This window comes from Shewanella pealeana ATCC 700345 (assembly GCF_000018285.1).
Lineage (GTDB): Bacteria > Pseudomonadota > Gammaproteobacteria > Enterobacterales > Shewanellaceae > Shewanella > Shewanella pealeana.
In genome coordinates this window covers 1217869-1243629 of the sequence record NC_009901.1, presented here as the reverse complement: position 1 = coordinate 1243629, position 25761 = coordinate 1217869, and the positions used below count along the sequence as shown (strand labels likewise).

The following is a 25761-nucleotide window of genomic DNA, read 5'->3' as shown; positions in this document are numbered from 1 at the left end:
CCCAACAATTCATAAACTTAGGCGATGCTTTTCTACTTATCCTCAACAAAGTGAATACCTGTTCATTTTTCATCCTGTTTGATTAACTCCGCCACTCAGGTAAAATTACCCACATGAAGAAATCACTCCACTCTCCAAATAGCATCGAAGAGTTGATGCAACGCGCTGAATCCATGGCAGGTTTAACCTTAGGCCAACTTGCGCATTATCATGGCATTGAGATGCCAAAAGATTTAAAACGTCATAAAGGCTGGGTTGGTCAACTAATAGAGCTGGAACTCGGCGCCTTGGCAGGTTCAAAGCCAGAACAAGATTTTGCACATTTGGGTGTAGAGCTGAAGACGATTCCAATCAACCGCCTAGGTAAAGTATTGGAAACGACCTACGTGACCGTCGCTCCGCTTACCAATATTCAAGGGTTGACCTGGGAAGAGAGTGTTGTTTGCCATAAGCTACAACAGGTTCTGTGGATCCCTGTACAAGGCGATCGGGAGCTCCCCTTAAGCGAGCGCCAAATTGGTTCACCTATCCTATGGCAGCCATCAGTTGAAGAAAGCGAACTGCTTAAGCAGGATTGGGAAGAGATAATGGAGTTTATCTCGATGGGACAGGTCGATAGGGTCACCGCTCGCCATGGTGAAGTGTTGCAACTAAGGCCGAAGGCTGCAAATAGTCAAGTACTAACAGATAGCATTGGACGAGATGGAGAGCTTACCCGAACTAACCCCAGAGGTTTTTATTTAAAAACCCAATTTACCCAAAAAATACTTTCACAGTTATTTTAAGCTGTTTTTGTTCCAAAACTCACACTCATTTGACTTAGATCACAAATACTACTGGTAAAAGTAGGGGGATATTCTATAAAATGGCGCCTCCTAAAATTATGTAGTATTTGGATACCCCCTTAATAGTGAAAGCACATATACAAGCGAAGAAATTAGCCTTTGCTATGTTCGCTTGGACTGCAGCCATGGCGGCTTTCGTATTCTTTAGATACGCGCAAACTCCTGAACTTCCACAGTGGGCCATCGGTTCCGCTGACTTAGCCACGCTTTCTATTTATATGGGTATTATTTTCGGCAGCCTTCACTGGATGTCGAACTTGATCGCTGATTTTAGTGCTATCAACCGCTTACCTTACGTTTTCTCTGTCGTGTTCAAAGGGCTTTTCTTACTGCTTGGCGCGACGACTCTGGCTTATATTACCCAGTACCTCAACATGTGGGCCATTGAGAATCACATGACAACCTTGCGCCAAATGTTAACAGCGCACATTCTCTATAGTCCTTCATTCCAAGCACTGATCGTCTACTTGGTTGTGGTTCGTGTTGGCCTCGCTTTTATTGAACAGATGGCGCTACTTGTTGGCCCAAGAGTGTTATTGAATATCGGCTTAGGTAAATATCATAAACCTAGATATGAACAGCGCTTATTTCTTTATTTAGATATGGTGGCCTCAACTACTCATGCCGAGTCTCTTGGCGATTATCGTTTCAGCCGCTTAATCCAAGATAGCTTTAGTCTGTTAGCCGATACTGTCACTAACAATGAAGCTGAAATATATCGCTATATGGGCGATGCAGTATTGATCCACTGGCCACTAAAAGACGGCATTAAAGAAGACCGATGCTTCAATATTTATCATGAGTTCAGTCAGCAACTCAGCTGGCAGAGACAATATTTTGAAGAGCAGTACGGCTTCGTACCAAAATTTAAGGCTGCGGCTCACTGTGGACAAGTCGTGGCTGCGGTTGTGGGCGTACAGAAGCAAGAGATTAGCTTCTTTAGCGACGTACTTAATACGTTAGCGCGACTACAAGATCAGTGTAACCCTCTGGGGCAACGCATGCTTATTTCAGGCTCATTACAATCACGACTCGAATATAGCGACTCACAATATAATCTAAACAGTCTAGGCCCCATTAAGCTAAAGGGTAAGCAGCACTCCATCGAAGTCTTTGGTGTTTCGCCTAAAAATACCTAAAACATATAAACAAAAAGCCGATAATCATATCGGCTTTTTTGTTTTATTTTATGTCCCGTCCTGAGATAAGTTGACACATTGGAGACTTATCTATGAAACCTTCAGGTTCTATCAGCAATAAACGTACTCAGCGTGATTACACATTAGGCTTTAAATTAGCCGTCGTCAGCCAAGTAGAAAAAGGCGAGCTGACCTATAAGCAAGCTCAAGACCACTATGGTATCCAAGGAAGAAGTACCGTCCTTACATGGTTACGAAAGCATGGTAGATTAGACTGGTCCCAGCCTATTGAGCACTCTCCTATGTCTAAATCTAAAGAAACGCCAGCCCAGAAAATTAAGCGATTGGAGAAGCAAGTCTCTAATCTAGAAATGAAAAACATGATTTATGGCGATATGGTCGAGTTGCTTAAAAACGAATACGGCATCGATTTAGAAAAAAAGTACTTAGCCGAACGCTCTGGTTCGCCAAAGTAAAAGGCACCATAAAGTTAGCCACAGCGAGTCGGCAGTTCAACTTATCTAGACAAGCAATTTATCAATGGAAACAACGCAGAACGGCAAAAGCTGAAACGCTTAAACCTGTGATGAAGATGGTCATGTATTGGCGCCAGTTTATGCCTAGAGTGGGGACGCGCAAGCTCTACCAGCTCATCAAGCCACAACTGATAGAACAAGGGATAAAGCTCGGTAGAGATGGGTTATTTCAGTATTTGAAGCAACAAAATATGCTGGTAAAACCCAGAAAAAATTACACTAAAACGACCAATAGCCATCACTGGCTAAGAAAGTATCCCAACTTACTAAAAGACAGAGCGGTCAAGCGTGTTGAAGAGGTGCTCGTTAGCGATATCACCTACGTGAAATCAGATGAGGGGACGCACTATTTGTCTCTGGTAACAGATGCGTACTCAAGAAAGATAATGGGATATGAGTTAAGCCATGAAATGAAAGCTTGTGACGTGGTCAAAGCATTGAATATGACGATAAAGAATCGTCAGACAACAGGCGATGCCATTCACCACTCAGATAGAGGGATGCAGTACTGCTCAGCTGAGTACCAGGAGACGTTAGCGGCAAATGGTATTACTCCGTCCATGACAGATGGATATGACTGCTACCAAAATGCACTTGCAGAGCGGGTTAATGGGATTTTGAAGCACGAGTTTTTGCTTTATCGCTGCCGTACGATGAAGGAGCTCGATATGTTAATCAAAGAGTCGATAGAGACTTATAACCATTTAAGGCCGCATCTTAGTTTAGGGATGAAAACCCCTAATGAAGTACATAAAAAAGCCAGTCGGGAGTTCCAACTGGCTTAATAAAAACCGTCAACCTATTTTAGGACTAGACATTATACCAATCAGTATAAGAAGTTGATCTACTCAGAGCGGTTTTTGGCAAACTAATTCAAGGCGAATAGCTGTAAGAATGGCTATTCCCTTGTAAAGCTGTTCAACGCTGAAGTAGGCAGCCAAAAACGCTCCAGAATGGCGAGTTTTAGCGACTCTGACGCTTTGACTCTTAAGGAACAAGAGTGAGCTTAACCCTAGTTCAACTATGCTCTTCACTCGTTGCAAGCTGCATGGATGCGGCGAATGTCATTAATGCACGACTATATGGATATAGGAGGTAGAGTAACGCAGGAGCAGTTACCGAGGAGCATTTAATGACCTCGCCTCAGAACCGCTAAACTCTCGCTGAGCGACCAAATATTTATACTGATTGGTATTATATCGCGTCTTCTTGACCCAACAGCTTTTGGATCTCTAACCCCAAGGTTCTAAAGGTCAAAATTCTGCTAGACGTTTGACGCCAAACTAGGCCGATATCTCGATAAGGAGTTTCCCCCGGTGGCGCCATAGTCGTCAGGTCGGTATTATTTAAAATACCCGCATCAATTGCCATCTGTGGCAAGAAGGTGGTACCGAGCTTACAGTTAACCATCTGCACTAAGGTATGCAGACTCGTCGCCGCAAATGGATTAATCTTAACGCTCTCCCCTAACTGGCAAGCTGTAATCGCATGTCCAGTAATACAGTGCTCAGCCTGCAGTAGGAAGATGCTTTCATCGGGCAGGTCTTGATAGTCAATCGGCTCGTGGATCTCATCGGTTAAATCTTTATGCACCACCATCTTGAACGGATCAATACCGACCTTCATGCTATGAAAGCCACTGGTGTCTACAGGAAGGGCTAACAACAACAGATCTAATTCACCTTTGCTCAGTGCATCTATCAATCTATCTGTAGTGTCTTCTTTTAAAAACAGCGTTAAGTCTGGATAAGTCTGTTTGCAATGCTGAACCACATTACTCAATAAGAAAGGCGCAATCGTTGGAATACAACCTAAACGAATCTCCCCCGTCATAGGCTCGCCCTGGTGTTTAACCAGCTCGACAAGATCATCTACATCGGTCAATAATTTGCGCGAGCGCATCACGACCTCTTCACCGATAGCGGTAAAGATAAAAGATTTATGATCACGTTCAATAAGTTGGTGCCCCAACTGCTCTTCAAGGTTTTGAATACCGCTAGACAAGGTCGACTGACTAACATGGCAGATTTTGGCGGCTCTATTGAAATTCTGCTCTTGATGCAGATTCACCAAATAGAACAGGTTTTTTAAACTGGGGAGATGTTTCATAAAATAGATTACCAATGACATTATTTATCTAATCGTTCAATCTAACTCTACCATAAATCTCCAAGCGAACCTTGGGCTGACTTGATTAGTTTGTGAACTGAATCAAAAATGTACAAGATAATCGACTATCAAATCCAAATTTTGGATAAAAAAATAGCGCAGTGTAGTTCCCAAACTGCGCTATTAAATACCAGAGTCGGTTTAGTTAAACCTTAGACTCTAAATATTCTTTTAATTGCTGTAGATCTTTCGATGCATATTCAACAATTTCATTTAACCATACGGCGTGTTCTTGTTCCCAAGTCGCATCCTCGCCGTGCTGTAGTAACTGAGCGTATTGCTGAATGCGCTTAAGACCTACTGAACCCGCTGCGCCCTTAAATTTGTGCGCTTCGCTGCAAAGTGTATCTTTATCATTTGCCTGCTGTGCACTCACTAAGTTGCCAACGTACTCAGGCATAAGTTGTTCAAACAAAACGACGCTTTTAAGTAGCGTACCTGCACCAATTGCACTGCAGTATTGCTCCAGTGTATTAAGATCTAAGATTGATTCTAATTCAGCTGCTGCCATTTAGGCACCTCTCAAAATATTGTCGTGTATACAAAAACTCGATTTTACCACATAATACCCGCTAAAATCTTAGGCGCAACAACTAGTGTCATATGAGTCTAAAATTCCCTCGAATTTAACGATTTAACAACATCGGATTAAACAAAGTCACTATAAGCCTCATGATTAATTAGCCAATAATGAACGTTTTCCGCTCAATTTGTTACGCCGCGGGCTCTTGCCCTATCTCAAGATAAGCCCCTTGACCGCCTTTCGCTTCTAGATCATCAACGATAGCGACGAGCCCATTCCATCGATAAGCACACCAATCAGGCCCTAACAGCATTGGCTTTTTCGCATAAGCTGTCACTCGATGGAAAATTACCTCTTTAGGAGTTCGGCGGATCAACTCACCAACGCTATAAGCATAATCCTCTAGCTCAAGCAGACTCATCTTATTATTGCGCCATGCTTTAGCCATGGTGCTGCCTTCAACAATGTGCAGTGGATGTATCTTCATTCCATCAACACCAACCCTCAATACCTTATCAAGTGTTTGCAGATAATCCTCATGAGCTTCACCCGGTAATCCCAAGATCAAGTGGGTACATACTTTTATGCCAAGCTTACGGGCACGGATAACCGTATCTTCATAAGCGGCAAAATCATGGCCGCGATTGATCTTCTTCAGCGTAGCATCATTAGCCGATTGCAAGCCAAGCTCTAACCAGACATCGACACCATCATTTTGATAGCCGACTAATAACTCTAGCACCTCATTGGGAACACAATCAGGGCGAGTACCGACACAAAGGCCCACAATATCGCTGTCCTGAATTGCCTCATCGTACTTTTGCTTTAATACTAGGTACTCATCATATGTACTGGTATAAGCCTGAAAATAAGCGATGTACTTAGACGATTTAGAGGGTAATCGCTCTCTGCCTTGAGCCAGTTGCTCTTGAATAGATAGCTCGGTCTTATGCTCATGACTAAAGGATGCCACATTGCAATAGGTGCACCCCCCCTTACCCAAAGTGCCATCACGATTAGGGCAGGTAAATTTTGCATCGATTGTCAGCTTACGGATCCGCTCGCCATATTTTTGCTTACACACACCGCCGAAGGTATTTACGTAACTATCCAGTCCCAACTGCTATATCACCTAGCCAAAGAATTTGCGCTATTTTAACCAGTTCTAAAAATCATTAATTAGCGCTAGCTCAAATAACCGTAATACCGAGCAGTTATACAGCCTGGTTTTAGTTAACGACTTTAAAAGGGCATCAATGCATAAATAGTCACAAGCAAAAGTGATTATCATTTCACTGTATCTGCAAAAAAAATCACTTTACTGAAATCAAGTGCAATCAACAATTTTGTTACAAACTCATATCCATTCGAAACAGTTATATTTAAAATTCTTTTTATTCATAAGGTTATACAGGTCAATTTACAGTTTACGTTAAGGTAAGCTAACTAATACAAGCGTATTAAACGTCACTCTCTAGTTGTTTCTTATGCAATAAATTGGTTTGACCTTTAGCACTCATGGAGTTAATTTGATTGATTCGGGTGCATATCTATAGATATTTTTGCTTTATTTCCCGAGTTGTATCAGTCGAGGTTAGGGAGTGTAGTAATGAGCTTATATCATCCAAGTTTTGAGCGGGATAATTGTGGATTTGGCTTAATCGCCCAAATGGACGGTGAACCGAGTCACCGAATTGTACGTACCGCTATCCACGGCCTAGACCGAATGAAGCATCGTGGTGGTATCGCAGCAGATGGTCGCACTGGCGACGGCTGCGGTCTATTGATGCAGTTACCGCTTAATTTCTTCAAAGCGATTGCCGAAGAAAATGAATGGCACCTTAGCCGCCGTTTTGCAGTGGGAATGCTATTTCTCAGCCAAGATGCGATTTTAGCTTCGCAAGCCAAGCAACTAATAGAACAAGAGCTGCAGAAAGAGACTTTAAGTGTTGCGGGTTGGCGACATGTGCCGGTCAACACTGAGGTTCTGGGGCCTATAGGTAAAGCGAGTCAGCCCCAAATAGTACAGGTCTTGATTAATGCCCCTATCGGCTGGCGAGAAAAAGACTTAGAACGTCGCCTATATATGGCAAGACGCAGGGTAGAACAGCAACTCACCCACGATAAAGACTTCTATGTTGCCAGCCTTTCAGGCCAAGTCATCGTCTATAAAGGCCTGATGATGCCTGCGGATCTGCCCGATTTTTATAGCGACCTGGCAGACATACGCTTACAGAGTGCAATTTGTTTATTCCACCAGCGCTTCTCTACCAATACCTCACCTAAGTGGCCGCTGGCTCAGCCACTAAGATATCTGGCCCATAATGGTGAGATCAACACCATTACCTGTAATCGTCAATGGGCAAGAGCCCGTGCTTACAAATTTACCGCGCCACTGCTTGCCGACTTACAGCAAGCTGCCCCATTCGTAAATGAGACAGGCTCTGATTCTTCATCACTCGATAATATGCTTGATATGCTGCTTGCTGGCGGAATGGACTTGTACCGAGCCATGCGTCTGCTTATTCCACCAGCATGGCAGAGTAATCCAGAGATGGATGAAGAGCTAAAAGCCTTCTATGACTTTAACTCAATGCACATGGAGCCTTGGGATGGCCCGGCGGGGATCGTAATGACCAATGGCCGTCATGCGGCCTGTGCCGTCGACCGTAATGGTCTACGCCCGTCACGCTATGTGATCACCAAAGACCGGATTTTAACCTTAGGCTCAGAAGTTGGAATTTGGGACTACGGTCCAGATGAGGTGATTGAAAAAGGCCGTGTAGGCCCAGGAGAACTACTGGTTCTCGATACCTTAAATGGGCAGCTTTATTCCTCGTTTGAGATCGATAACGACCTTAAGCGTCGCCACCCTTATAAAGAGTGGATGGCCAAAAATAGTAAAGTGCTAAAGCCTGCCGAGGAGTTTGGTCCAAATGAGCAAGGCAAGCGCGAGTTTGACGATGCCCTGCTGTTGCAGTACCAAAAGCAGTTTGGCTACTCACGCGAAGAGCTTGAACAGATTATCTGGGTGCTCGCCCAAAAGGGCGAAGAAGCGACAGGCTCTATGGGTGATGACACCCCTATGGCTGTGCTATCGAAAAAGTCTCGCACAATCTATGATTATTTCCGTCAAAAGTTTGCTCAGGTGACCAATCCACCTATCGATCCGCTGCGTGAAAAGCATGTGATGTCGCTTACTACCTGCGCTGGTCGTGAGCAGAATCTATTTAACGAAACCACAGGCCATGCTTATCGCGTGATGTTTAACTCGCCTGTGTTGCTATTTAGTGATTTCAACCAGCTGATGGCACTCGATAGCACCTATTATCGCGCTAATAGGATTGACCTGAATTATGACCTCAGCGAAGGACTAGAAGCTGCCGTGAAACGCATCTGTGACGAAGCCGAGCGCTTAGCTCGCTCCGGCACCACACTGTTGGTGTTATCAGATCGCGCTACCGCTAAGTCAAAGCAAGTAATCCCGGCTGCTATGGCTGTCGGTGCCGTGCAGCAAGTATTGGTCGATAATAGCCTGCGCTGCGATACCAACATCATAGTGGAAACCGCATCGGCAAGGGATCCGCACCACTTCGCCGTACTACTCGGCTTCGGTGCAACGGCTATTTACCCATACCTTGTTTATGAGTGCATCTCAGATCTCGCCGAGCGTAACGGTGTTAACAATACTCGTGACTTGATGCTCAACTTCCGTTACGGCATAGACAAAGGCCTACGTAAGATCATGTCTAAGATGGGCATTAGTACCGTGGCATCTTATCGCTGTAGCCAACAATTTGAAGCCGTAGGACTTGCTGATGAAGTGGTAGAGCTTTGCTTTAACGGCGTAATCAGCCGTATTAAGGGCGCAAGCTTCGAGCTAATTGAACAAGATCAACAGCTCTTACATAAGCATGCATTTAGAGCCCATCAGCCACTATCACAGGGTGGCCTACTCAAGTATGTTGAAGGCGGCGAATACCACTGCTTTAACCCAGATGTGGTCAATACCTTACAATCGAGCCTAAAAGAGCAGAATTACCAGACTTACAAGCGTTTTGCCGAGCTTGTGGATGATCGTCCGATTGCCACCTTACGTGACTTAATTGAGGTCAAAGGTGAACTTGCTCCTGTAGCACTTGAGCAGGTTGAAGCGCCTAAAACCCTCTACCCACGTTTTGACAGTGCCGCTATGAGTATCGGTGCACTAAGCCCCGAGGCTCATGAAGCCTTGGCCGTCGCCATGAACCGCTTAGGCGGTCGCTCAAATTCAGGCGAAGGCGGTGAAGATCCACGCCGCTTTGGCACCGAAGGGAACTCTGCCATCAAGCAGATCGCATCGGGACGTTTCGGCGTTACCGCCCACTACCTTGTTAATGCCGAAGTGCTGCAGATCAAGGTCGCTCAAGGCGCTAAACCTGGTGAAGGTGGCCAACTTCCTGGTGACAAGGTCAGTGTAGAAATTGCCGCGCTGCGTAATGCACGTCCGGGTGTCACTCTGATTTCGCCACCGCCGCATCACGATATTTACTCTATCGAAGATTTGGCCCAGCTAATTTTCGATTTGAAACAGATTAATCCTAAAGCGCTAGTGTCGGTCAAGCTGGTATCAGAACCCGGTGTCGGTACCATTGCAACGGGCGTAGCCAAAGCTTATGCCGATATGATCACCATATCCGGATACGATGGTGGAACGGGTGCTAGCCCTATCACCTCGGTTAAATATGCGGGTAGTCCTTGGGAGCTTGGACTTGCAGAAGTTCATCAATCACTGGTTACAAATGGTTTACGGCATAAGATCCGCCTGCAGGTGGATGGTGGCTTAAAAACTGGTAAAGACGTTATCAAAGCCGCGCTTCTTGGCGCCGAAAGTTTTGGTTTCGGAACAGTGCCTATGATTGCCCTTGGTTGTAAGTACCTTCGTATCTGTCACTTAAACAATTGTGCCACAGGTGTCGCAACCCAAAACCCAAAGCTTCGTAATGAGCATTATCATGGTCTTCCTGAGCGAGTAATGACATATTTTGAGTTTGTCGCACAAGAGATCCGTGAGTATATGGCCGCTCTTGGTGTCACTGAATTTGAACAGCTTGTCGGTCGAAGCGACTGGTTGACGACTATAGAAGGTGAAACTGCCAAGCAGCAAAGCCTAGATTTAGCGCCAATCCTATATCGCCCACAGGTACCAGAAAGCTCTGCAGTAACCTGGCGTGAAATCAATCAGCCAGCAGACAAGGGGCAACTAAACCAGCGTCTCGTGGCCGATTGCAAAGAGGCGGTACAAGCGGGTATATCGATTTGTGAAATGTTCAGTATTAACAATACTGACCGCTCTGTAGGCGCAAGTCTTTCTGGGTATATTGCCACCCACGCTGGCCGCGATGGCGCTAAAGCCCCTATCACCTTGAAGTTTAACGGCAGCGCAGGCCAAAGTTTTGGTGTGTGGAATGCTCCCGGCCTTGAGCTAATGCTCTGCGGTGATGCCAACGACTATGTAGGTAAAGGTATGTCAGGCGGTAAGATCTGTGTCTACCCGCCTCTAGGTAGTCCATTTAGAAGCGAACGTTCTGCTATTTTGGGTAACACCTGTTTATATGGTGCCTCTGGTGGCAAGTTATTCGCATCGGGTAAGGCTGGTGAGCGTTTTGCCGTACGTAACTCAGGGGCTATTGCCGTTGTCGAAGGCTTAGGTGATAACGGCTGCGAATACATGACTGGCGGTATCGTAGTCGTGCTGGGTAAGACAGGAGTTAATTTTGGTGCAGGTATGACGGGCGGTTTCGCCTACGTCTTTGACCAGTATGGGCGCTTCAACCGCCGCGTTAACACAGAGATGGTCGACACCCATAAAGTCCAGTCGCCAATTCAGCAGCAACATCTGCGCGGCTTGATTGAACAGCATGTTAAAGAGACTAACAGTGAACATGCCAAGATGATCTTAAGTGATTTTGAGAACTGGCTAGATTGCTTCATTTTGGTCAAACCTAAAAATGTTGAACTAAGCGATCTATTGAAGTTAGAACAATCTGAACCTGCACTAGCAGTAATAGCGGGGTAACACAAAATGAGCAATGATTTTCAGTTTCTTGAAGTGGGTCGTAAAGACCCAACTAAACACGCCGCCAGACAGCGTGCCACACAATTTATTGAGATTTATCAGCCTTTTGCCCAACCTCAGGTAAAAGAGCAAGCCGATCGCTGCCTAGACTGTGGTAATCCTTATTGTGAATGGAAATGCCCGCTGCATAATTACATTCCCAATTGGCTGCTATTAGCTAAGCAAGGGCGCATCATGGAAGCGGCAGAGTTGGTCCACGAAACCAATACTTTGCCAGAGATCTGCGGCAGGGTATGCCCGCAAGATAGACTGTGCGAAGGCGCTTGTACCCTAAATGAAGAGTTCGGAGCCGTTACCATAGGTAATGTGGAAAAATACATTACCGATACGGCGATCTCACAGGGCTGGCGCCCTGATATGTCTAAGGTGACACAGCGTAAAGAACGGGTGGCCATCATTGGCGCGGGCCCTGCGGGACTTGGCTGCGCCGATATCTTGGCCCGCAACGGCATCAAAGCCGTGGTCTATGACAAGAACCCACAGATAGGTGGCCTGCTCACCTACGGTATTCCGTCATTTAAACTCGATAAAGAGGTGATGCAAATTCGCCGTAACGTGCTTGAAGGCATGGGCATCGAGTTTAAGCTCGGCGTCACCGTCGGCAAGGATATCGACTTTAAGCAATTGATTGAAGAGTACGATGCGGTATTCCTCGGGATGGGTACCTACACCGCCATGAAGGCGAACCTTATGGGAGAAGATGCTGATGGCGTACATCAGGCACTACCCTACCTTATCGGTAACACCCATAACGTTATGGGCACCGAGTGCCTTGAAAATCCTTACCTCAGTCTTAAAGGCAAGCGTGTAGTGGTGTTAGGTGGAGGGGATACCGCTATGGACTGTGTTCGCACCGCGGTACGTCAAGGTGCCACTCAAGTCATTTGTGCCTATCGCCGAGATGAACAGAACATGCCGGGTTCACGCCGTGAAGTGCAGAATGCCCGTGAAGAGGGAGTCGAGTTCTTATTTAACCGCCAGCCGACGGCAATCAAAACTGTCGATGGCAAAGTGGTTGGTATCGAATGTATCGAAACTCAATTGGGAGAGGCCGATGAAAGTGGTCGTCGCCGCCCTGAGCCAATAGCGGGTAGTGAGCAGGTTTTAGATACCGATGCGCTTATCATCGCCTTCGGCTTTCAGCCAAGTCCTGCAACTTGGTTAACGGATCACAATATTGAGCTCAATGAGTGGGGCTTAGTCAAAGCGCCAAAGCTTGCCGATAATCCATTTCAAACCAGTAACCCTAAGGTGTTTGCTGGCGGCGATATGGTGCGCGGCTCGGACCTAGTCGTCACAGCCATTGCCGAAGGACGTGATGCCGCCATGGGCATTTTAAATTACTTAGAGGACTAATTTAATCTAATAAGTCTACGACAAAGTTGCTTGTGTTTGCGCGCCCCAATGGGGCGCCTTTTTTTGTCTGTTATTTCCAAACACCTATGCGTTAGCAAGACTCGGTGAATATATTCCTATTTGCTCTGCTAAATTCCCCTTGATTTAGAAGCTAGCACTGCACTTATTGCAAAGCCCATTAGACATAGCTTACTACTGAGTTATTCTTAGCTAAAAACTAACTGATGATAACCACCTTCATTTCACATTGAATTAGTTTGCAAAAAATACTCTGAGTAGTTCACTTTTCGATACAGATTAGTATAAGGTTAAAAAAATAGACAATAGTCAAAAAACAAACCTAGCAGTTCGTTTAGCATGCAAAGCTTTCTCATCAATCACAGCCTAAGACATGCTGAACGCGTATATTGCCCCATATGAACTTATTAAGCCGAAATGAAAGGCTGACAGTTATCTTAAGGCTGCTCAGTAAACATAAAACCTTATCCAATACACAATTAGCTAAGTTACTTCAAGTAACTCCAAAGACTATCCGTTGCGACTTAGTATATCTGGAACAAGAAAAGCAAGTGATAAGGATACACGGAGGCGTAAAACGCTCTGAAGACTTGGATGTCAATGCCTACAGCTTAGATAGCTTACTTTCTCGGTTAACCTCCTGTAGAGCAGAGCTTGATCTCGTAAATCAAGGCGGTAATATCTTGAAGAACAAAATTTTTGTACTTGGCTCCTTTAACGTGGACATAGTCGCAAAACTAGAGCGTTTTCCGCAAGTAGGTGAGACTCTTCACTCTCAGAACTACAAAATAGGCGCAGGAGGTAAAGGCGCAAATCAAGCCTATGCTGCAGCAAAAGTTGGCGCAAGAGTGACTTTTATGACTAAGATAGGCAAAGATCAATTTAGCCATTTTGCTAAAGCCCACCTAGCAAGTACTGAAATAGACAGCACTATTATAGTCGAGTCTGATACAAGCCCAACCGGAAATGCGCTCATCTATGTTTGTGAGCAATCAGGTGAAAATATGATTGCCGTTTATTCCGGCGCTAATATTGAGATCACTCAAGAAGAGATTCAACAAGCAGAGCAACATATCATTAGTTCTAGCTTGTTTTTGACTCAACTTGAAAATAATATCGAGGCGATCAAACAAGCAATGATGACTGCCCATAAACATAAAGTGAAAGTGGTACTCAATCCAGCACCTTACCATGAGAATACACCTGACTTATTAGAGTTTGTAGATCTCATCACCCCTAATGAAACCGAAGCCTCGTTAATGACCGGAATCGAAGTAACAGACCTCGACAGTGCTAAACGAGCAGCTGAAAAAATCAAGCTAATGGGGGTCAATACTGTGGTTATCACTCGCGGCGCTAAAGGTGCCCTACTTTATGAAAATGGAAACTTCAAAGAGGTTGAAGCGATTAAATGTGCTGTCACCGACACAACTGGTGCAGGAGATGCATTTAATGGCGCTCTAGTGGCTCAAATAGCTAAAGGTGAAACATTGCTAGATGCCGCAAGGTATGCCAATGCATATGCCTCTCTCGCCGTAGAGCGTGAAGGCGCAGCAAATATGCCGGACGCAAATCTAATTGCGGCACGACTATAAATCTGATGCGCAGTAGTAATTTCAATTGCTATTAAAGCACGCAACTCAGCAAAAGTATGGCGATACTTAAGCTCATTACTAGCTCCATGTGCAATACCCGTATTGTTTGCAACGGCTTAATATAGCTATTTCAGGTTTAAGCTCTTTGACACAAAATAAAACACAAAACGTAATAGGCCAGTAGGGAGTTCCTACCGGCTTAGTAAAAGCCTCATTATAATGAGGCAACCTACCCATGTTAGTTTAAGAAACTCACCCAACCTTATGAGCGTAATCAACAATACATTGTCTATAGAGCTTCAATAATTCAGCGTCTTTAACCGCTACTCCCACTCGCTGAGGAGTGTGGTTTTCCCAGTCATCGTGTAAATACTTTCTACCATCAAACTTCTGAACAGTCATTCCCTCAGCAGGTCCTTCAGTGACAACACGCACAGGTCCTTCCCTTAAGGTAAATAAATCAGGTTTTATCACATAAGCGATGGCTGAAGGGTCATGAACATGGCAGGCATCTAAGCCCACTTTGTCTCTGTAAAACTTGAGGTAAAATCGACTAACATCCCAAATAAACTGTCCGAGTTCTCCAGCGTCATCTCTAAGTTGCTCTAAATAGTCACCTGTAAAAAAACTCTGCTCGGTAACATCTAAACCTATAATGACCACAGGCCATGATGCACTAAACACTATGTCTGCTGCATGGGGGTCATCATGGATATTAGCCTCTGCATAAGGTGTTACATTTCCGCGATGATCGTTGACTCCAAACGCGCCGCCCATAATCACCACTTCTTTGACAAGGTTGACTATTTCAGGTTCGGCTTGTAGCGCCAATGCTAGGTTTGTTAAAGGACCAATAGCAACTAAGGTTATCTCATTTGGTTCAGCTTTTACCGCATCAATAATATATTGATGCGCACTACGTGGATCAGCCACAGCCTCAACTTCGTTTGGCACTTCGACATCACCAAAACCGCTCTCACCATGAACCACAACTGAAGGCCCAACAGGTGGCCTTACTAATGGCTTATCGGCACCTTTAACGACATCTGCTTTTAATTGATATTTCTCTTTCAGGTAAAGAGCATTGTGAGTGGCGGTATCTATTGTAACATTACCAAAAATCGTCGTAATTGCCCTCAGTTCTACTTCTGGATGAGCCTCAGCAAACATGATAGCCATAACGTCATCGATTCCTGGATCTGTATCTAATATAATCTTTTTTATCATTGGTTTATCATCCTTTTTTAACTCAATATACAAGATGAACTCGCCAGTGATTGTGATAAGCCTTCAAACTTGCACCCAAAATAGAACAAAATAGTTCGTTTAAACGAAAACTCAATTGCTATTTTTGTTACACCTAAAACCCCTTTAATCAGCATATCCAGATCTGGCTTCTTGAAGGCTAGCCTCCAATAATTACAGCTAAAACTAATTTTTATCCAAATTTTATTTACGACTCATCAGACCTCTGTGAGCAAAATTGCAGCAGCTCATTTACTTTATAACAAACAATACCTTGCAAACATTTATCTTCTGCCATAATTCGCCAAAATAAATGCGTGAGGTGAGTCACGCTTTTCAATAAAGCTTGATCGTTATAACCCTAACCATTAGAGTTGTTATTAATTGAACGTTCAATCAACAATAAAAATCACAAAATAACAATAAAAATAACAACAGAAATAACATTCAATCACTGTACTCAGGAATTTGCTTTTTATGCCGCGCCCGCCAATGAAAACCGTTCGACAGCAACAACTCATCGAAGCCACTCTAGTCTCAGTTGAGCGCCACGGTTTACACAACACCACCATCAATACCATTAGCGGTTTGGCCGGTTTATCATCAGGGCTCATCAGTCACTACTTCGGTGGCAAGCAAGGCCTGATTGAAGCAACCCAAAAATATCTATTAGAACAACTTAAACAAGCATTACTTAGCCGCACCTCAGGCAAGACAATGCTGCCGCTAGAAAGGCTACATGCGATAGTGGAGGCCAATTTTACTGAGTTGCAACGCTCAAGGCCTGCCACTAAGACTTGGTTATGCTTCTGGTCACAAGCCATGCATGAGCAAGGGCTTGCCAGACTACAGCACATCAATAGCCAGCGTTTATATAGCAATCTTTTGTTCTCTTTCAAAAAACTTCTTCCTAAAACCCAAGCCGTTACCGCTGCCAAGCAAACCGCAGCAATGATCGACGGCTTCTGGCTCCGCAGCGCCTTAAGCCCGACCCCTGAGAAAGAGTTCGAGCAGGCCCAAATTCTATCTAAAGCCTTTATCGAGGCGGTGATCATGCAGTACGGAGAAAACCGATGTCACTAGTCGTTTATGCCAACTATATCCACGGCAAAGCCCTCAAAAATACCACAGGCGAAACCTTTGAAGTCATCAATCCAGCCAATGGAGAAGTGAGCTACTTAGTCGAAGTTGCCGACCAAACTATTCAACAAGCCGCTATCGAAAGTGCCAAAGCCGGTTTTGATACCTGGTCGAAGATGACCGCCATGGAGCGAAGCCGAATTCTACTTAAAGCCGTGGCTCTGCTGCGCGAACGCAACGATGAACTCGCTGCCGTTGAAGTGCAAGACACAGGCAAGCCTTGGCAAGAAGCCTCGGTAGTTGATGTCGTCACTGGCGCAGATTCAATCGAGTTCTTCGCAGGCCTAGCACCAAGCATAGAAGGCAACCAACAAACCGTAGGCGATGATTTTTATTACACTCGCCGCGAGCCTTTGGGCATTTGTGCCGGAATAGGCGCATGGAACTACCCTCTGCAAATCGCTTGCTGGAAATCGGCTCCGGCTCTCGCTTGCGGTAACGTGATGATCTTTAAGCCATCAGAAGAGACGCCCCTAGGTGCATTAAAACTGGCTGAGATCTTTACCCAGGCTGGTGTGCCTGACGGTGTATTTAACGTGGTTCAAGGAGACGGCCGTGTCGGCGCTTGGCTAACCAATAATGACAAGATTGCCAAAGTCTCATTCACTGGTGAAGTCGGTACCGGCAAGAAAGTAATGGCGGCAGCAGCAAGCTCGCTCAAAGAGGTCACCATGGAACTAGGCGGTAAGTCACCGCTTATCATCTTCAATGATGCCGATATCGACAATGCCGTATCTGCCGCCATGCTAGGTAATTTCTATACCCAAGGCGAGATCTGCACTAACGCGACCCGTGTTTTTGTGCAACAAGATATCTACCCACAGTTTATCGAGAAGCTAGTTAACCGCACTCAAAACAATATCGTCTGCGGCGATCCTATGGATCCTGCAACCAATTTTGGCGCGCTGATCTCTAAGGCTCACCAAGACAAGGTTCTGAGCTATATCGAGATAGGTAAAAAAGAAGGCGCCGAGCTACTTATCGGTGGTCATGCCCTTACGCCAGAGAATAGTCCTAATGGTTACTTCGTGGCGCCTACCGTTTTTGGCAACTGCACCGACGAAATGACACTAAGCAAAGAGGAGATCTTTGGCCCCGTGATGTCGGTATTGCCCTTCAGTGATGAACAGGAAGTGGTTCGCCGCGCCAACGACACTCGTCTAGGGTTAGCCGCAGGTGTATTCACTCAAGACATCACCCGCGCTCACCGAGTTATTCACCAGATGCAAGCCGGCATTTGCTGGATCAACGCCTACGGTGCCTCCCCTGCTGAAATGCCAGTTGGTGGTTACAAGATGTCAGGGATTGGCCGTGAAAACGGTAGCGAGACCCTAAAAGCTTACACCCAAATCAAAGCCGTATACGTTGGTATGCAGCCCCTTGAAAGTCCATTTTAAGGAGCTGACATGACCGCAACGAATCCACAATACGACTATATTATCGTTGGTGCAGGTAGCGCTGGCTGCGTGTTAGCTAACCGCCTATCGGCCGACTCGAATAATCGGGTGTTACTGCTTGAAACGGGTGGCAGCGATAAGAGCATCTTTATTCAGATGCCTACCGCACTCTCGATCCCCATGAATACCAAGAAATACGCTTGGCAATTTGAAACAGATGCAGAGCCTTATCTAGATAACCGCCGCATGCATTGTCCAAGAGGCAAAGTATTAGGTGGCTCTTCATCGATTAACGGCATGGTGTATGTACGTGGCCACGCTCGTGATTTTGACGAGTGGCAAGAGCACGGTGCAAAGAACTGGGATTACGCCCACTGCTTGCCCTACTTCAAGAAAGCCGAAAGTTGGGCATTTGGCGAAGATGAGTACCGCTCAGTTGACGGCCCTCTAGGTGTCAACAACGGCAACCAGATGAAAAACCCACTGTATAAGGCGTTTGTTGCCGCTGGCGTCGATGCCGGTTACTTAGCGACTAACGACTACAATGGCGCGCAGCAAGAGGGCTTTGGCCCTATGCATATGACGGTTAAAAATGGCGTACGTTGGTCTACGGCCAACGCCTACCTAAGACCTGCCATGAAGCGTGAAAACCTAACCGTTATCACCCATGCTCAGGTACACAAGATCCTATTTTCAACTAAGCAAGGTGAAGCTAACAAAGCCGTAGGCGTACGCTTTGAGCGTAAAGGTAAGATGTTAGAGGTTAACGCCAATAAAGAGGTGGTGTTATCGGCAGGCTCGATTGGCTCGCCGCATATCTTGCAACTCTCTGGTATTGGCGCAGCAGATACCTTAGGCAAGGCTGGCATTGAGCAAATACACGAGCTGCCAGGCGTAGGTGAGAACCTGCAAGATCACCTCGAATTCTACTTCCAGTTTAAGTGCCTCAAGCCTATTTCGTTAAATGGCAAACTAGACCCGCTGAATAAACTATTCATCGGTACTCGCTGGATCTTAAACAAATCAGGCCTAGGTGCGACCAATCATTTCGAATCTTGTGGCTTTATTCGCTCAAAAGCAGGGCTAGAGTGGCCAGATCTGCAATACCACTTCTTGCCAGCGGCGATGCGTTATGACGGTAAGGAAGCCTTTGCTGGCCATGGTTTTCAGGTGCACATTGGCCACAATAAGCCTAAGAGTCGCGGCAGCGTCAAAGTGGTGTCAGATGATCCTAAGCAGGCACCTAGCATTCTATTTAACTACCTGTCTCATCAAGATGATATCGAAGGTTTCCGCGCTTGCGTTCGCTTAACACGAGAGATCATCAACCAGCCTGCGCTAGATGAATTTCGCGGTGAAGAGATCCAACCGGGGAGCAGCGTAGAAACCGATGAACAGATAGATAGCTTCGTAAGAAGCGCGGTTGAAAGTGCCTACCATCCCTCTTGCACCTGCAAGATGGGAGAAGATGCGATGGCAGTAGTGGATTCAGACACCCGAGTACATGGAATACAGGGTCTTAGGGTGGTGGATTCTTCCATTTTCCCGACCATTCCAAACGGTAATCTTAACTCGCCGACCATCATGTTAGCCGAGCGTGCCGCCGACTTAATCTTAGGTAATACGCCACTGGCGCCAAGTGCAGCCGAAGTGGTTGTGAGTCAGGATTGGCAACAGCAGCAAAGGCAAAGACCACCAGCAAGATAATCGCTTTGGCTTAACTAATGCTGCTTAGTTCATGTGCAAGCGCATTCGTGCTGTACATGAGCTAAGCCTAGCCCCTCCACAAACGAGATGAAGATGTTCGGCAATCCTTCTGCCGCCTCTTCAAACTGTTTACGTATAGGCTCTGCCAACCTAAGCCACTGCGGCTAAATGGCACTAATCGCCACGTTTAATTTATCAAACCTTAACTGATGTGAAAACGGCAATTAAGGCTTGAGGGATTTTTGCGGCCAAAATTTGGCTAAAAGCGGGCATAACGATAATAAAAACAAGGATCAAACCATGTTAAATAAGCAAAAGTCAGGAGTTCAATAATGACCACTTGGCTAACTATAGGGATACTATTTACTTTCGCCGCCATTGCCTTTGTGATCTATCGCTGGGGTAACGTCAAATGTATCGGTGTCACACCGGTACGCACCTTTACCTTTATCGCCATCCTGTTTACCTCGGGACTCGATGTGGGCCTAATAATGTTCCCGCTCACCGAGTTCGCAGGTTATGCAGACTTAAGCACAAGCCCTGAGTATGGCTTTACTAATCCCTTAGCGATTGAGTTTGGCTTCTGGGCATTTTTAATCTGGGCTTTTTACTTCTTAACCTGTTTCTATTTCTGTGTGATCGAGCCGAGAGTGAAGTTCTTCGAGATCCCAGTGATCAAGTTCATTAATAACTTAGTGATTATTGGCACCTGTGCCTTTACCGCTTACCTGCTTTTGACCAACCTGCCTTGGTACCTGCCAGAGATGGGCGATGGCGAGTCGATTGTGAGTAGCTTCTATCTAATTGTATTTGTGATTATCGCCGCCGCAGTTTATTCCAGTACCAGTATTCGCTACGTGCGTATTCTCAGCTTAGCCAGCACTTGGTTGTTCTTAGGGCTCATCGTACTCATGTGGGCTGGCGCGTTTATGTCAAAAGAGTCGGGTGTAGGCGAATTTGTTAACACCTTCGCCTTGATTGGCGACTACTTTGGCAATATTCACCACTTCGTGCTGCCGATGAACGATTACCACGAGTTCTACCTATTCTGGTGGTTTGCTTGGAGCATCATGATTGGTCAGTTCACATCCCGCTTTGTCGGCGGCTTAAAGACCTACCAAGTACTGATTGCCATGATGGTGTTCCCATCGTTGCCAATCGCCGTGTGGTTTACTGTGCTCTACTACTACAGCGCCAATGAGATCGCCACCACAGGTTTCTACAATCTTGCCATGGTGATGGTAGGCGTTACCTTCGTGGTCAACTCGCTCGACTCGTTAATTCGTCTGTACACCGACAACCTTAACCTGACTGTTGAGCGTTTCGGTAAGACCAAATACATCATAGGCAATCTCGTCTTGATGAGCGGTCTCACCCTGTTGTTCCAACTTAACTTCCTTGAGATCCAGTGGGTTGGCGCGCTCGCTATCGGCCTTATCTTAGGCTGCTTTGGTTACATTTTAGCGACTAAATACAACAAGGTGGCTGCCATCGAGCGTTCACCAACTGAAAACAAAATCGACTTTAGCAAAATTGAATTAGCTAACTAATAAGAAAGAAAGGGAAATGATGAAAACAACAATTAAAAATCTTGCGCTACTGGGTCTAATCGCATTGCCAACAACGGCAATGGCTAACGTGAGCTCAACGATTAATGCCACTTCTGATTACACCTTTAACGGTGTGAGCCAAACAGATAATGGTCCCGCACTACAGGCAAGCCTTGATTACGCCGCCGATGCTGGCTGGTATGTGGGAACTTGGGCATCGAATGTGGATTACGGCTCAGGTGATGACACTTGGCTAGAGCTCGATTTTTACGGCGGTATGTTCTATCAACTAAGCGAAAGCGTATCGCTTGATGCGGGTATCGCTTACTACACTTATCACGGCGATTCGTTCTCAGATGAGTATCAGTACCCAGAGGTTTACACTAAATTTGGCTATGGATCATCTGTTGGTCAAACAGAGCTCAACTTCTGGTACACATGGGATTACTTCGGTGTGGACGCGGGTCATTACATCATGATGGCTGCGCACACCTTTACCATAGCCGAAGGCCATGACATTCGTATCAGCTTTGACCGTTCGACTTCTACCGACGAGAACAAGTGGTCTTGGGACGGCGACAAAGCCTATAACCATTATCGCGCCGAGTACATGACTAGCTGGAAAGGCTTTGATTTTAACCTAGCCGTTGAAGATACCAGCATGGACATAGATACCGCCGACACACGCGCTGTACTCTCGGTTGCAAGAACCTTTAACTTCTAAAGTACTTCTAAAGCTTCGAGCCCGCCAAGTAGCGAGTGCAAGCTTGCGCCTTATATAAATTGTGCGGTATAACGATCAAGCGTTGTACCGCGCTTTTGTAAGCGCAGCTCATCACTGCAGCGATATTAGCTCACAGCTAATAGCTCATAAATAGCAACTCTACGGCACAGGCCTGTTGACTAAGGAAAACAGATGGAAAAGTACGAACAATTATTGATTTCACTGCGCCGAGTGATCCGAGCGATTGATATCCACTCACGTCAACTCAACAAACAATCAGGTTTGACTGGACCACAGTTGATGGTGATGCAAAATATCGACCAACTCGATGCGCCATTGGCAAAAGAGATAGCCAAAGAGGTAGCCTTAAGCCCTGCTACAGTGACGACGATTATCGACAGGCTAGAGAGCCGTAATCTAGTGATTAGAACGCGCAGCGAAACCGATAAACGCAAGGTACATCTGTCATTGAGTGAAACAGGCCAAGCCCTGTTAAGCAATTCGCCTAAACCACTGCAAGAGCACTTTATTACCCGCTATCAAAATCTTGAGCAGTGGGAACAGAGCCAACTGTTATCGTCAGTTGAGCGCATCGCCGCAATGATGGATGCTAACGAACTCGATGCCGCGCCCGTGCTCTTAGTTGGGCAAATTCAGGCGGATTAAACGTTTTATCTTTTAAAGCGTTTTAGTCATAAAAGCGCTGTAGGGATCTTGCTTGTAATCGGCAAATGGCTCGCACTCTTCAAAGCCAAACTGCTCATAGAGTTTACGGGCTGGAATGAAGGCAGCCATAGAGCCAGTCTCAAGGCTGAGTCTTCGATAACCTTGTGATCTTGCCTCACTGATAATATGCGCCAATAGTTGTTGGGCGACACCCTGACGTAAAAAATCAGTGGATGTGCGCATCGACTTGATTTCAGCATGAGCTATATCCAGCCGCTTGAGTGCACCGCAGCCCGCCAGATCATCTTCGCGCCATAGGCTCCAGAAAGTAACATCACCCGCTTCAAGCCCCGATATATCCAGTGCATGTACGCTTTCAGGTGGTGAGTGAGACGCCATATCCTCATGGTGCTCTTTCAATAGTGCCAGCACCTGTTCATTGTGTAGTTGTCCAACTCGGATCTGCATTTTTATCTCTTTGGAAGTACCATCATTATATGGGGGTTAATATCACGCTAGTGAAAACATTAATGCCATTAAACTCATGATACTGAAGCAATACGGCTATTGCTATTTTCTCGGTTCAACATTGAACTATCATAGAATTTATAATTGACACTCATATCACTTTTAGCTGCGTACATCGCCATATCAGCCTGCTTTAATAATTCACGGCTTTCTGATGAGTCTTCAGGCGAAATAGAGATGCCAATACTCAGTGATATGTCTATCAAGTTTCCCTTGCAGATAAATGGCGGTCTGAATTTTGTCAGCATTTTTTCGGCTATCACTTGTGCATGCTTCACTTCTTTAATGTCGTTTAAAATAACAACAAATTCATCCCCGCCGAAGCGATAGACAGCATCATTCGATCTCACCGAGTCTTTAATGCGTACAGCAGATTCCTTTAAAATTTCATCTCCAATATCATGGCCTAAGGTATCGTTCAACGCTTTGAACTTATTTAAGTCTATAAAAAATATTGCTAACTTTTGGCCGTGATTCAGTGTTTGTATCGAATAATCAACTCCAGCCTCTAAGCCTGAACGATTCTTTAATCCGGTTAGGTAATCATGGTTAGCTTCGTGATCGAGTACCATTGCTTTTGTATATACAGTTTCACTCATTTGATAGAAACGCGACAATAAATATCCCATCTCATCCTTAGGCAGGATATCTGAAATCTCTTGTCTTTCACCCCGCTCCATTTTAGCCGTACCTTCGATCATCATGCCTAATGGTTGATAGAATTTATTTTTGACAAACATTGCGGTAATTATCGACAAAAAAACAAAAAACAGAAGCTCAACACCAACCAATGTCGTTATATATGCACGGCTCTCTTTAAACTCACCTTTCCTTTGCTCTAGCAGCACGAGTTCCTCATGGTTAAACGCACCGAGCTCCCCCCTAATGGCATCCATATACTTTTTACCACTGTTATTTTTAACAATGTTAGACGCTTCAGATATGCTGGAGGGGGTATTTTCTTGGGTCAAGTTAATCGTTAAATCTAGCTCGGCGAGCTTTTTGCTCAATAAGGCACTTATATTTTCTAAGCGCTGCTGCTGCGCCAAATTATCTGAAGTTAGCTTAAAGAGTTCTTGAAGATGGCTATCCACCAATGACACCCCAATATGGTATGGCTCAAGATATGCTGAATCTTGAGTTAAAAGATAGCCTCGCTGACCCGTTTCAGCGTCGATAACCGCACTAATCAGTCGTTCCGACTCGATTAGTACTTCATGGGTATGCATCACCCACTCAAGTTTTTCTTCACCATATTTTTCGAGTATAAATGTGAATACTGTATTACCAATTGCGGCAAAAAACAGTAAAGACAAAAGCAGTCCAAGTTTGAAGCGAATGCTCATTAGATCCCCTTAAAATGTACGACTTATATTATTATAATGGATGACTTACACATAAAATGGAGCGACTTAGCACCTACATTATCAAGAGCAAAAAGGTGACCAACATCTTCTAACCACAATATATGTCATCTGTTTTTGAAGCCTAGCTAGGACCGACACTAACGGATTCTATACTGGCTTAATTATTAGATACTAGAACAAACCCTGCACAAAGCCAGTAGTAAAAATCAATAAACTAATGAATATAATAAAAAAACGCATAAGCTAAACACTCCTCATCCTGCCCTATCTCTCATCTTATCTTCAAGGCTTTTTCACTAACGCTGAGCGCCGTGGTATATTAGCGCCCATATTCATTCAGGTAGTTAAAAAGGTCATTAAATGAAAATCGGTATTATTGGCGCTATGGAGCCGGAAGTTGCACATTTAGTTGAGTCGATGGAAAAACCAAGCTCTACAACCATCGCCGGTATCGAGTTTGTTGCAGGTCAGCTAGCGGGCAAAGAGGTTATCGTTACTCGTTCTGGTATTGGTAAAGTTACTGCCAGTATTGCGACTACGCTACTTATCGAAAAGTATGCACCTGATGCGATTATTAATACGGGTTCAGCTGGCGGCTTCGCCGACGATCTAGCCATTGGTGATATAGTGATTTCATCTGAAGTTCGTCACCACGATGTAGACGTCACGGCCTTTGGTTATGAAATCGGCCAAATGGCGCAGCAGCCTGCGGCATTTATTCCTGACGCTAAGCTTGTGGCTGCAGCGCAAAAAGCCGTTGCTAGCCTTGGCGAAGTCAAAGCAATCGAAGGCTTAATCTGTACTGGCGATAGCTTTATTTGCGACCCGGTTCGCACTAAGACCATGCTTGAGAACTTCCCAACTATGGCAGCGTGTGAGATGGAAGGCGCGGCTATTGCTCAAGTTTGTCATCAGTTTGATGTACCGTTTGTCGTTATCCGTTCTCTGTCTGATAATGCTAACAACGACTCGCCAGTGGATTTTGACGAGTACATAGTAAAAGCGGGTCATCACTCAGCATTGATGGTTATCGCACTGCTTGAGCAACTTTAAGCTTAATCGATTTATATTAAGCAGCTTTAATCCAAACAGCTTCTAATTCAAAGACGAGTAAAGCAGCACAAGGATAGCGTGGCAA

Annotated in this window: 19 protein-coding genes and 1 pseudogene; 14 read left to right on the top strand and 6 right to left on the bottom strand. The window is 45.3% G+C overall.

What is annotated here, in order from left to right; all coding sequences use genetic code 11:
* The first annotated feature begins 113 nt into the window (after positions 1 to 113).
* The 3 genes from mutH to SPEA_RS05310 all read left to right on the top strand — a co-directional run bounded on the left by mutH (position 114) and on the right by SPEA_RS05310 (position 3305).
* A complete protein-coding gene (mutH, locus tag SPEA_RS05325; protein ID WP_012154278.1) occupies positions 114 to 785 on the top strand; it encodes a DNA mismatch repair endonuclease MutH in 672 nt (223 codons plus the stop codon).
* 125 nt (positions 786 to 910) lie between these two features.
* Positions 911 to 1984, top strand: a complete 1074-nt coding sequence (locus tag SPEA_RS05320; protein WP_012154277.1) for an adenylate/guanylate cyclase domain-containing protein — start codon at positions 911 to 913, stop codon at positions 1982 to 1984.
* Between the two features lie 92 nt (positions 1985 to 2076).
* Positions 2077 to 3305, top strand: a protein-coding gene (locus SPEA_RS05310; RefSeq protein WP_086024290.1) for an IS3-like element ISSpe3 family transposase whose coding sequence is annotated in 2 segments (ribosomal slippage) — positions 2077 to 2428 and positions 2428 to 3305 — 1230 coding nt in all. Because the reading frame shifts where the segments join, the coding sequence is not laid out codon by codon here.
* Positions 3306 to 3714: 409 nt separating this feature from the next.
* Here SPEA_RS05310 and oxyR read toward each other — a convergent pair.
* The 3 genes from oxyR to mnmL form a co-directional block, all read right to left on the bottom strand.
* The gene (gene oxyR, locus SPEA_RS05305; protein ID WP_041411300.1) at positions 3715 to 4629 is read right to left on the bottom strand and encodes a hydrogen peroxide-inducible genes transcriptional activator OxyR; all 915 of its coding nucleotides are present in this window, start codon (positions 4627 to 4629) and stop codon (positions 3715 to 3717) included.
* A gap of 205 nt (positions 4630 to 4834) precedes the next feature.
* Positions 4835 to 5200 (bottom strand): Hpt domain-containing protein, encoded by a 366-nt coding sequence (locus SPEA_RS05300; RefSeq protein WP_012154275.1) that lies wholly within the window; start codon positions 5198 to 5200, stop codon positions 4835 to 4837.
* A 202-nt stretch (positions 5201 to 5402) separates the two neighbouring features.
* Positions 5403 to 6332, bottom strand: a complete 930-nt coding sequence (gene mnmL / locus SPEA_RS05295; protein WP_012154274.1) for a tRNA modification radical SAM protein MnmL/YtqA — start codon at positions 6330 to 6332, stop codon at positions 5403 to 5405.
* A 489-nt stretch (positions 6333 to 6821) separates the two neighbouring features.
* Between mnmL and gltB the strand changes: the two genes are divergently transcribed.
* From gltB to rbsK, 4 genes and pseudogenes are all read left to right on the top strand, one after another.
* Positions 6822 to 11270, top strand: coding sequence for a glutamate synthase large subunit (gene gltB / locus SPEA_RS05290; RefSeq protein WP_012154273.1), 4449 nt, complete (start codon positions 6822 to 6824; stop codon positions 11268 to 11270).
* 6 nt (positions 11271 to 11276) lie between these two features.
* A complete protein-coding gene (locus SPEA_RS05285; protein ID WP_012154272.1) occupies positions 11277 to 12686 on the top strand; it encodes a glutamate synthase small subunit GltD family protein in 1410 nt (469 codons plus the stop codon).
* A gap of 416 nt (positions 12687 to 13102) precedes the next feature.
* Positions 13103 to 13225, top strand: a pseudogene (locus tag SPEA_RS23360) (DeoR family transcriptional regulator); the annotation flags it as partial.
* Positions 13226 to 13387: 162 nt separating this feature from the next.
* Positions 13388 to 14299, top strand: a complete 912-nt coding sequence (gene rbsK, locus SPEA_RS05280; RefSeq protein ID WP_223296603.1) for a ribokinase — start codon at positions 13388 to 13390, stop codon at positions 14297 to 14299.
* A 252-nt stretch (positions 14300 to 14551) separates the two neighbouring features.
* Here the strand turns inward: rbsK and SPEA_RS05275 are convergent, their stop codons facing one another.
* Entirely contained in the window at positions 14552 to 15526 is a 975-nt protein-coding gene (locus SPEA_RS05275; protein ID WP_012154270.1) for a nucleoside hydrolase, read from the bottom strand.
* A 495-nt stretch (positions 15527 to 16021) separates the two neighbouring features.
* Between SPEA_RS05275 and betI the strand changes: the two genes are divergently transcribed.
* From betI to SPEA_RS05245, 6 genes are all read left to right on the top strand, one after another.
* Positions 16022 to 16627, top strand: a complete 606-nt coding sequence (betI, locus tag SPEA_RS05270; RefSeq protein WP_012154269.1) for a transcriptional regulator BetI — start codon at positions 16022 to 16024, stop codon at positions 16625 to 16627.
* Positions 16618 to 18081 carry a betaine-aldehyde dehydrogenase gene (gene betB, locus SPEA_RS05265; RefSeq protein ID WP_012154268.1) on the top strand — a complete coding sequence of 488 codons (1464 nt, stop codon included), beginning with the start codon at positions 16618 to 16620 and terminating at the stop codon, positions 18079 to 18081. The genes betI and betB overlap by 10 nt, the downstream gene beginning before the upstream one ends.
* Positions 18082 to 18090: 9 nt before the next feature.
* The gene (betA, locus tag SPEA_RS05260; protein ID WP_012154267.1) at positions 18091 to 19788 is read left to right on the top strand and encodes a choline dehydrogenase; all 1698 of its coding nucleotides are present in this window, start codon (positions 18091 to 18093) and stop codon (positions 19786 to 19788) included.
* A 332-nt stretch (positions 19789 to 20120) separates the two neighbouring features.
* Complete coding sequence (locus tag SPEA_RS05255) at positions 20121 to 21338, top strand: choline transporter (protein ID WP_012154266.1); 1218 nt, start codon at positions 20121 to 20123, stop codon at positions 21336 to 21338.
* A gap of 19 nt (positions 21339 to 21357) precedes the next feature.
* Positions 21358 to 22062, top strand: a complete 705-nt coding sequence (locus SPEA_RS05250) for a TorF family putative porin (protein WP_012154265.1) — start codon at positions 21358 to 21360, stop codon at positions 22060 to 22062.
* Between the two features lie 192 nt (positions 22063 to 22254).
* Complete coding sequence (locus tag SPEA_RS05245; RefSeq protein ID WP_012154264.1) at positions 22255 to 22728, top strand: MarR family winged helix-turn-helix transcriptional regulator; 474 nt, start codon at positions 22255 to 22257, stop codon at positions 22726 to 22728.
* 12 nt (positions 22729 to 22740) lie between these two features.
* Here SPEA_RS05245 and SPEA_RS05240 read toward each other — a convergent pair whose 3' ends face one another.
* Together SPEA_RS05240 and SPEA_RS05235 are read right to left on the bottom strand one after the other, a co-directional pair.
* Positions 22741 to 23196: a GNAT family N-acetyltransferase gene (locus tag SPEA_RS05240; RefSeq protein ID WP_012154263.1), complete on the bottom strand. Its 456-nt coding sequence runs from the start codon at positions 23194 to 23196 to the stop codon at positions 22741 to 22743.
* A gap of 74 nt (positions 23197 to 23270) precedes the next feature.
* Positions 23271 to 24602, bottom strand: coding sequence for a diguanylate cyclase domain-containing protein (locus SPEA_RS05235; protein ID WP_012154262.1), 1332 nt, complete (start codon positions 24600 to 24602; stop codon positions 23271 to 23273).
* 381 nt (positions 24603 to 24983) lie between these two features.
* Between SPEA_RS05235 and mtnN the strand changes: the two genes are divergently transcribed.
* Entirely contained in the window at positions 24984 to 25676 is a 693-nt protein-coding gene (mtnN, locus tag SPEA_RS05230) for a 5'-methylthioadenosine/S-adenosylhomocysteine nucleosidase (protein WP_012154261.1), read from the top strand.
* The last annotated feature ends 85 nt before the right edge of the window (positions 25677 to 25761 follow it).